We start from the raw sequence: 7,194 nt of genomic DNA, 5'->3' as shown, positions 1-7,194 counted from the left end.
TAGCTCCTATGGTATTTAATGGTTCATGTAATACCCAGCTATTCGAAAGCTGGGTAGAGCAATTCTTGATCAAAGAGCTAAAAGCTGGGCAAGTTGTGATAATGGATAACGCTGCATTTCATAGATCACAAAAGACAAAAGATCTCATTGAATCTGTTGGTTGTAAGGTAATTTTTCTTCCTCCTTATTCACCTGATTTTAACCCAATAGAGAAATTTTGGGCTAATATGAAGCGATGGGTTAAGCAGAAAATTTCTGACTTTCAGAGTCTTTTTGCTTCGTTATCTTTCTTTTTTAAATACGCTACCTCAAATTAATTTACTATATAGTATATGACTTCTTTATCAGATCTTAGCTATATCATACGATAAAATTAGCAAATACCCAAAGATTTTTTAAGGCTGTTGAGCGTAGCAAAAGAAGGATCTGACATTATGGCTAGTAGGATAAGAGAGGAGAAAAACAAAACAACAGAGTTAAAAATGCAATATTTACAACTACAATAACAGAAAGCGCTTTAACTCGAAACGAGAGAGATTTAGAAGAATGGGAAATATTGACAATAGTATAAGATATCGAGAATAGTATGAGACACCCACAACGTTGAGAGGCATGAAATGCCTATAATAACATAATAAGAGACAGAAAACGTTTATAACGAGAATAAGTAGGAAACGTTTACAACACAGAAAATGTCTATAATACAGACTCTATAACATAGACAGAAGATAGGAAATATCGACAAGAAAAAGCAAGAAGCAACTTCCACAGAAAAACAAACAATACGTTTCTACAAAAAAGCAAGAAATAACTGCATAGAGGTAGTGATAGATAAGACAAGAAGCCCTTAGCTTTCTTAAATTATAGTCTTTTGGAGGTAATCCAGCCGCAGGTTCCCCTGCGGCTACCTTGTTACGACTTCACCCCAATCATCAGTCCCACCGTGGTTAGCTGCTCCCTTTCGGTTAGCGCACCAGCTTCAGGCGAAACCAACTCTCATGGTGTGACGGGCGGTGTGTACAAGGCCCGAGAACGTATTCACCGCAACATTCTGATTTGCGATTACTAGCGATTCCAACTTCATGCTCTCGAGTTGCAGAGAGCAATCCGAACTGAGATGGCTTTTAAGGATTTTGCTCCGCCTCGCGACATTGCTTGCCCTTTGTAACCACCATTGTAGCACGCGTGTAGCCCAACCCATAAGGGCCATGATGACTTGACATCGTCCCCACCTTCCTCCAGTTTATCACTGGCAGTTTCTTTATAGTTCCCGGCATTACCCGCTGGCAAATAAAAATGAGGGTTGCGCTCGTTACAGGACTTAACCTAACATCTCACGACACGAGCTGACGACAGCCATGCAACACCTGTTGCACAGATACGCATTGCTGCGTGGGAACACATCTACATGTTCTTTTCTGTACCTGTCAAGGGTTGGTAAGGTTCCTCGCGTATCATCGAATTAAACCGCATGCTCCACCGCTTGTGCGAGCCCCCGTCAATTCCTTTGAGTTTTAGTCTTGCGACCGTACTCCCCAGGCGGAGTGCTTAACGCGTTAGCTTCGAAACCGAAAAAAATCCGATATCTAGCACTCATCGTTTAGGGCGTGGACTACCAGGGTATCTAATCCTGTTTGCTCCCCACGCTTTCGTGCATCAGTGTCAGTATTAGCCCAGATGATCGCCTTCGCCACCGGTGTTCCTCCTGATATCTGAGAATTTCACCTCTACACCAGGAATTCCATCATCCCCTACTATACTCTAGCCTAGTAGTTTTGAAAGCAGTTCTGAGGTTAAGCCCCAGGATTTCACTCTCAACTTACTAAACCACCTACGCACTCTTTACGCCCAGTAAATCCGAACAACGCTAGCCCTCTCCGTATTACCGCGGCTGCTGGCACGGAGTTAGCCAGGGCTTATTCAACAGGTACTGTCATTATCCTCCCTGTTAAAAGAACTTTACAATCCTAAGACCTTCATCATTCACGCGGCATTGCTAGGTCAGGCTTTCGCCCATTGCCTAAAATTCCCCACTGCTGCTTCCTAACGGAATCTGGGCCGTGTCTCAGTCCCAGTGTGGCTGATCATCCTCTCAGACCAGCTACAGATCGTTGGCTTGGTGAGCCATTACCTCACCAACTACCTAATCTGCCGCAGGCTCATCCATCAGCGAAAAACCTTTCCTCCTTAGAGCGTATCCGGTATTTTATCCCAGTCTGATGGGTAGATTCCTACGTGTTACTCACCCGTTCGCCACTTGTCTAACCTGCCGAAGCAAGCTAGATACGTTCGACTTGCATGTGTAAAGCATGCCGCAAGCGTTCGTTCTGAGCCAGGATCAAACTCTCAAATTAAGTTCAAACCTAGTCCATTGTTACTTTAATATAAAAGAAAATAGACAGGAAAGTTTTTATATACACAAAAATTCTTACCTTATCACTACCTTTATACAGTTACTTGATACTTATAGTAATTAAAAGTACACTAGCTGTATAAAAGGCATTTATTTACATAACTTGCTTTTTCACTTGTTTTTAGAGCCCGGCGGCCGTCTCATCTGACTTGCCTGCCGTTACCTATTGTTATAATATACAAAGAATTGCATGTCAATAGCAATTTGTAAAAAAATATAAAAATTTGTAAAAAAACCATTAAATACCGCTAAAAAACAGTAAAAACTATTAGATATCATTCAAATAGACCTCTGTCCAAACTCACGCATGATGAGCAAATACCAGGAACCAATGAAAGCACAGAACTTCGAGCGTACATGATAGTTAAGTGATTGCGTTGAATCAATCGATGGCGATGGGAGTTATCATCGGGAATAGAGTTTAGTAAGAGGTTTAACGCTATTTAAATAGCTTAACACTTCTGTATTTATTTATATAGTCGCGCACATATATTAATATATAATGTTATAATGTTTTTAAAATTGGGGGGATAGAAGATGACTGCACCAAAAAGAGAATTGACTGATTAGCTTTTTTTGGGTAACCTATTTCAGATACTTCATAAGCTTTTATCAACAACCTACGATTCAAAAAATCCTAAAATTTGAATATATAAGAATATATAAATATTAATATAATTACTTCTGAATATGCTATTCTCCTTCTCTCCGTCATCTACCAAGCCCTTTTTTCAATCCGAGCAAGATTTTCTGTACTTCCTTCGTCATTTCCCCTCCACCTCAAATCTTCGAGAAGATTTAGATATATTAGGTTTTGAAATAGAAGAGATTAACGACTATCGTCATAAAGACAAGAATATCTTTGATGATTTTGTAGTGGCGCAAATCATATCAACTCAACCCCATCCAAATGCGGATAAACTACAAATCTGTCAAGTAGATGACGGCGCGCAAACCTTCCAAATCATCTGCGGCGCACCAAACGCACGCAGCGGTATTAAAGTTGTAATGGCTCGCGTTGGAGCGTTCATTCCAGGATGTGATTTTTATATAGAGCCTCGCAAAATCAGGGGGCAAGTAAGCAGCGGTATGCTATGTTCAGAATCTGAGCTTGGGTTTGGAGAGCAAGGTGAAGGTATTATAGAACTCGAATCCAATGCTCCACTTGGCATGAAAATTTCTGAATATTATGAACTCACTTCGCCCCTTATAACATTAAATATTCCTTTTAATAGAGGTGATTGCCTCAGTACGCTTGGTATATTTAGAGAGCTATCATCCTCCGCGTTCTCAACTGCCAACGTCGAACACATGCTTCCCGAACCCTTATCTAATCAATTAAACGCTCAAAAAATTAGTTGCGAACAACAAAATTATGGAATTAATACATTTGAAACAAACTATGATCTATATGTAGATAGCAATAGCGCATCACCAACATGCAGCACTTTTGCCTTTGTTGAAATTCGTAATCTAGACAACACCGCGCAAACTCCGCAATGGCTTAAAAATAGTTTGCGTCATGCGGGAATAAAATCGATATCCCCAATAGTAGACGTTACCAACTATATACTCATAACATACAATCAACCAATGCATGCCTATGACGCCAGCAGCATCAAAGGTGGTCTACAAGTAAAGCATTGTGGAAATGCAATCACCTTTCACGCATTAAACGGCCAAAAATATCTTCTGCACAACCTGCTAACCGTAAGTGATAGCAAGCAGGTGCACGCCATTGCTGGCCTCATAGGGGGGGATGAAAGCAAGGTTACCGCTCAAACTAATAGTATTATCCTTGAAGCAGCCGCCTTTCACCCCACGGAAGTTGCTCACTCTGCAAACTCCATAAATTTACAAACTTCTTCTTCCACACGCTTTACGCGCTCTGGAGTGGATGAGAGCAGCACCTTGTTACTCCTGCAGAAGGGCGCGCAATTAATAACAGAAATATGCGGGGGTCAGGCTGCAAAACCCAAAATATTTAATCTACAAAACACAGCAGATGCGCAAAAACTAAACGAGCAATCAATCAAGCTCACTCACGCAAAATTCTCTGCTTATGCTTCGGTATACACGGAACCACTTTTAAATAAATTAAAACAAGATGATTTTCAAAAGCTATCTAACGTAGGTACTTGGAGTTGGCAGGGACACGACTTGCTGTGTACGCCACATAGCTGGAGGAAGGATGTGAAACTAGACGTAGATTTGATAGAGGAGATTGCTAGGCATTATCAAATTTTTGAGACCTTTCATGCCGATAGTGCCGCTCCTCATTACCCATCAGAACACAAAAAAACTCTCGCTCATTCTGCATCCGCTCATTCATACAATATTCCAATTAATATTCCAATTAATAAACATCATTCTCAGTTCGGATTAAAAGATATATTTTATCTACAAGAAGTAATGTTATCTGGAGGATATCGCCAGGTTATTACTTGGTCCTTTATGGATCAGAAGAAAGCTCAGGCCTTCTGCTCTACTCACTCCCTGTCCATCACTAACCCCATTTCTAATGATTTAAACGCTCTCAGACCCAGTATTATACCAAACCTATTAGATATTGCTGCGCAAAATGTGAAAGATGGTACAAAAGCATTTAATTTGTTTGAATGCGGCACTACCTTTAGCTTTGATGATGCAAAGAGAGAATATCAACAATCTCTACATTTCACAGCATTATCAAACTGCGTAAAGCATAGTAATTATTTTGAAGATAAAACAAAATCATTGCTCGATTTTAAGGCTGATCTGCTAAGATTCTTATCTTGCTTCCTGCCTGATCTGATGATAGAAATAAAAGATTCAGCGCCAACTTATTACCACCCAACTCGCAGTGGCATAATATATTATAATAACGAAATGATTGGCTATATAGGGCAGCTGCATCCAAGCCTCACAACCAATCTCAAGGGAATGGATTTCTTTGCATTCGAATTGATAGATATAGACCATATCTTTTGCAAATTCTCCATCATGCACACAGATAGTAGACACAAAAACGCACTCAAACATCAAGCAGTATCAAGAGACTACTCTTTTATTACTAATCAAAGTTCAATCATCGGCAAAGCCACGCGCAAGATCGCGCAAACGATGGGTCAGATAGTAAGGAGTATAGAGTTGCTAGACGTATATCAAATAACTGATAAGGAAACATCCTTTACTATTTCGGTAACTCTGCAAACTGACCATACTTTCACTTCTGATGAATTAGAAGGTATTTCAAATCAAATTATTAGACTAATGGAGAATGAATTTAATCTAAAACTCAGGGGCTGAGCTTAAATTTGTCAACTCATTTAAAGGTATGCCATTATGATTCATATTCTTTCTGGAACTGTTCCTACTTTTATTATAGCGGTAATAGGAGTATTTATTAAAAATAAATGGCTAAAGTCGCATGAATTTTGGCGTGGTTTGGAGAAGCTCTCGTATTTTTTATTATTTCCAGCTGTTTTATTTAATTCAATATTAAACGCTAACCTACAAAGCGTACCTATTGCAAAGTTAATAATTGTATTAATTATCGCAATATTAATAGTAGCTAGTATATTAATAACTTACCAAAAAAAACGCTCTCTCCCCCCCACCCTCTTCGCCTCTATGTTCCAAGGTGGCGTTCGTCATAATAACTATATCTTTTTTGCATTAGGTGATTCTCTGCTAGGCAATAATAGCATGCCCATGGTTTCTATTATCGCAGCCTACATGGTAATTTTCACCAATTTTATTAGTACATGGGCTTTTGCTCGATATACCGATAATCCCAACCGTAGCCAAAATAGCAATTTAGTGCTCATAAAAACAATTGCCACTAACCCTCTCATAATTAGCGGTTTCAGTGCTCTAATACTCAATTATCTAGGGTTTCAATTGCACTCTACACTGCAAAACACGGTGAGTCATTTAGCAAACTCAGCTTTCACTATTGGTATGATAAGCATTGGTGCCGGCTTGCATTTTAGGATCAACAATACGCTAATTAATCAAATTATGGTATCTGTAGGAGCAAAACTCCTGTTACTTCCAGTAATTACAATGGCATGCGCTACCGTAGCTGGGTTAAATGGGGCTGATAAAAACGTCTTGCTATTATATTCAAGTTTGCCATGCGCAAGTACTTCTTATATACTTGCAAAGCAATTAGGGGGGGACGTGGATGCAATGATATCCATTATTACTTTTTCGACTATTTTATCGATTTTTTCGATATCAATTATGATGTATATTTTTGGTTCTTAAATTGCGGACAACATGACAAAGCCACAGCAATAACAAATAGGGATTGAAAAGTTATCATCGAGATTGATTTGTTTAGCGTAGTATTCTACAATAACCGATGAACAAGATGCGAAGGTATAACACGAAATATTTGCCACACCGAAGTTAATATAACCAATAACGACGCTTGATAAGAAGAATATTGAAGAGCCCATGAAGGTCTTGTTTTTTCTTTTGCAAATCCCATGCGTTGATTTATTGCGTAAAGTGCTAAATGCAACGCCACCAATTGCGGCTAATGCATCAGATATAATAAGAACTAACCAGCTTGTAATAGCGAGCTTTTGTTCGAAGCAATAACCAGAAACAACAAAACCTAAAAACATATAGCTAGCACCGCTGAGCTTGCCTCGTTTTTCTTGTGGTTTCATGATATGCTGAAAAATTTTCTCTGTTGTTTTCGCCCAGGTTTTGCTATATACTCGTACTATATCCGCAATAATTATTGCGCAACAGCAGTATGTCAAAAATGGGAGAAATGAATTTTTGTT

General features: G+C 39.2%; 4 protein-coding genes and 1 rRNA gene. 3 read left to right on the top strand and 2 right to left on the bottom strand.

All coding sequences use genetic code 11. The annotated features are described in order from the left end of the window. On the top strand, positions 1-317 hold a 317-nt coding region (locus tag Sarmat_RS05520; protein ID WP_202149207.1), incomplete at its 5' end, for a transposase. Positions 318-870: 553 nt separating this feature from the next. Here Sarmat_RS05520 and Sarmat_RS05515 read toward each other — a convergent pair. Next, positions 871-2,354 (bottom strand): 16S ribosomal RNA (locus Sarmat_RS05515). A gap of 749 nt (positions 2,355-3,103) precedes the next feature. Here Sarmat_RS05515 and pheT point away from each other — a divergent pair. Beyond that, a complete protein-coding gene (gene pheT / locus Sarmat_RS05510) occupies positions 3,104-5,701 on the top strand; it encodes a phenylalanine--tRNA ligase subunit beta (RefSeq protein WP_202149793.1) in 2,598 nt (865 codons plus the stop codon). Positions 5,702-5,737: 36 nt separating this feature from the next. After that, positions 5,738-6,664 carry an AEC family transporter gene (locus Sarmat_RS05505; RefSeq protein WP_202149792.1) on the top strand — a complete coding sequence of 309 codons (927 nt, stop codon included), beginning with the start codon at positions 5,738-5,740 and terminating at the stop codon, positions 6,662-6,664. Here Sarmat_RS05505 and Sarmat_RS05500 read toward each other — a convergent pair. Continuing rightward, on the bottom strand, positions 6,661-7,194 hold a 534-nt coding region (locus Sarmat_RS05500; RefSeq protein ID WP_207187044.1), incomplete at its 5' end, for a diacylglycerol/polyprenol kinase family protein. The two genes, Sarmat_RS05505 and Sarmat_RS05500, sit on opposite strands and share 4 nt — an antisense overlap.

The organism is Candidatus Sarmatiella mevalonica (assembly GCF_016751895.1).
GTDB classification, from domain to species: domain Bacteria; phylum Pseudomonadota; class Alphaproteobacteria; order Rickettsiales; family Rickettsiaceae; genus Sarmatiella; species Sarmatiella mevalonica.
This window is presented reverse-complemented; position numbering and strand designations above follow the sequence as displayed.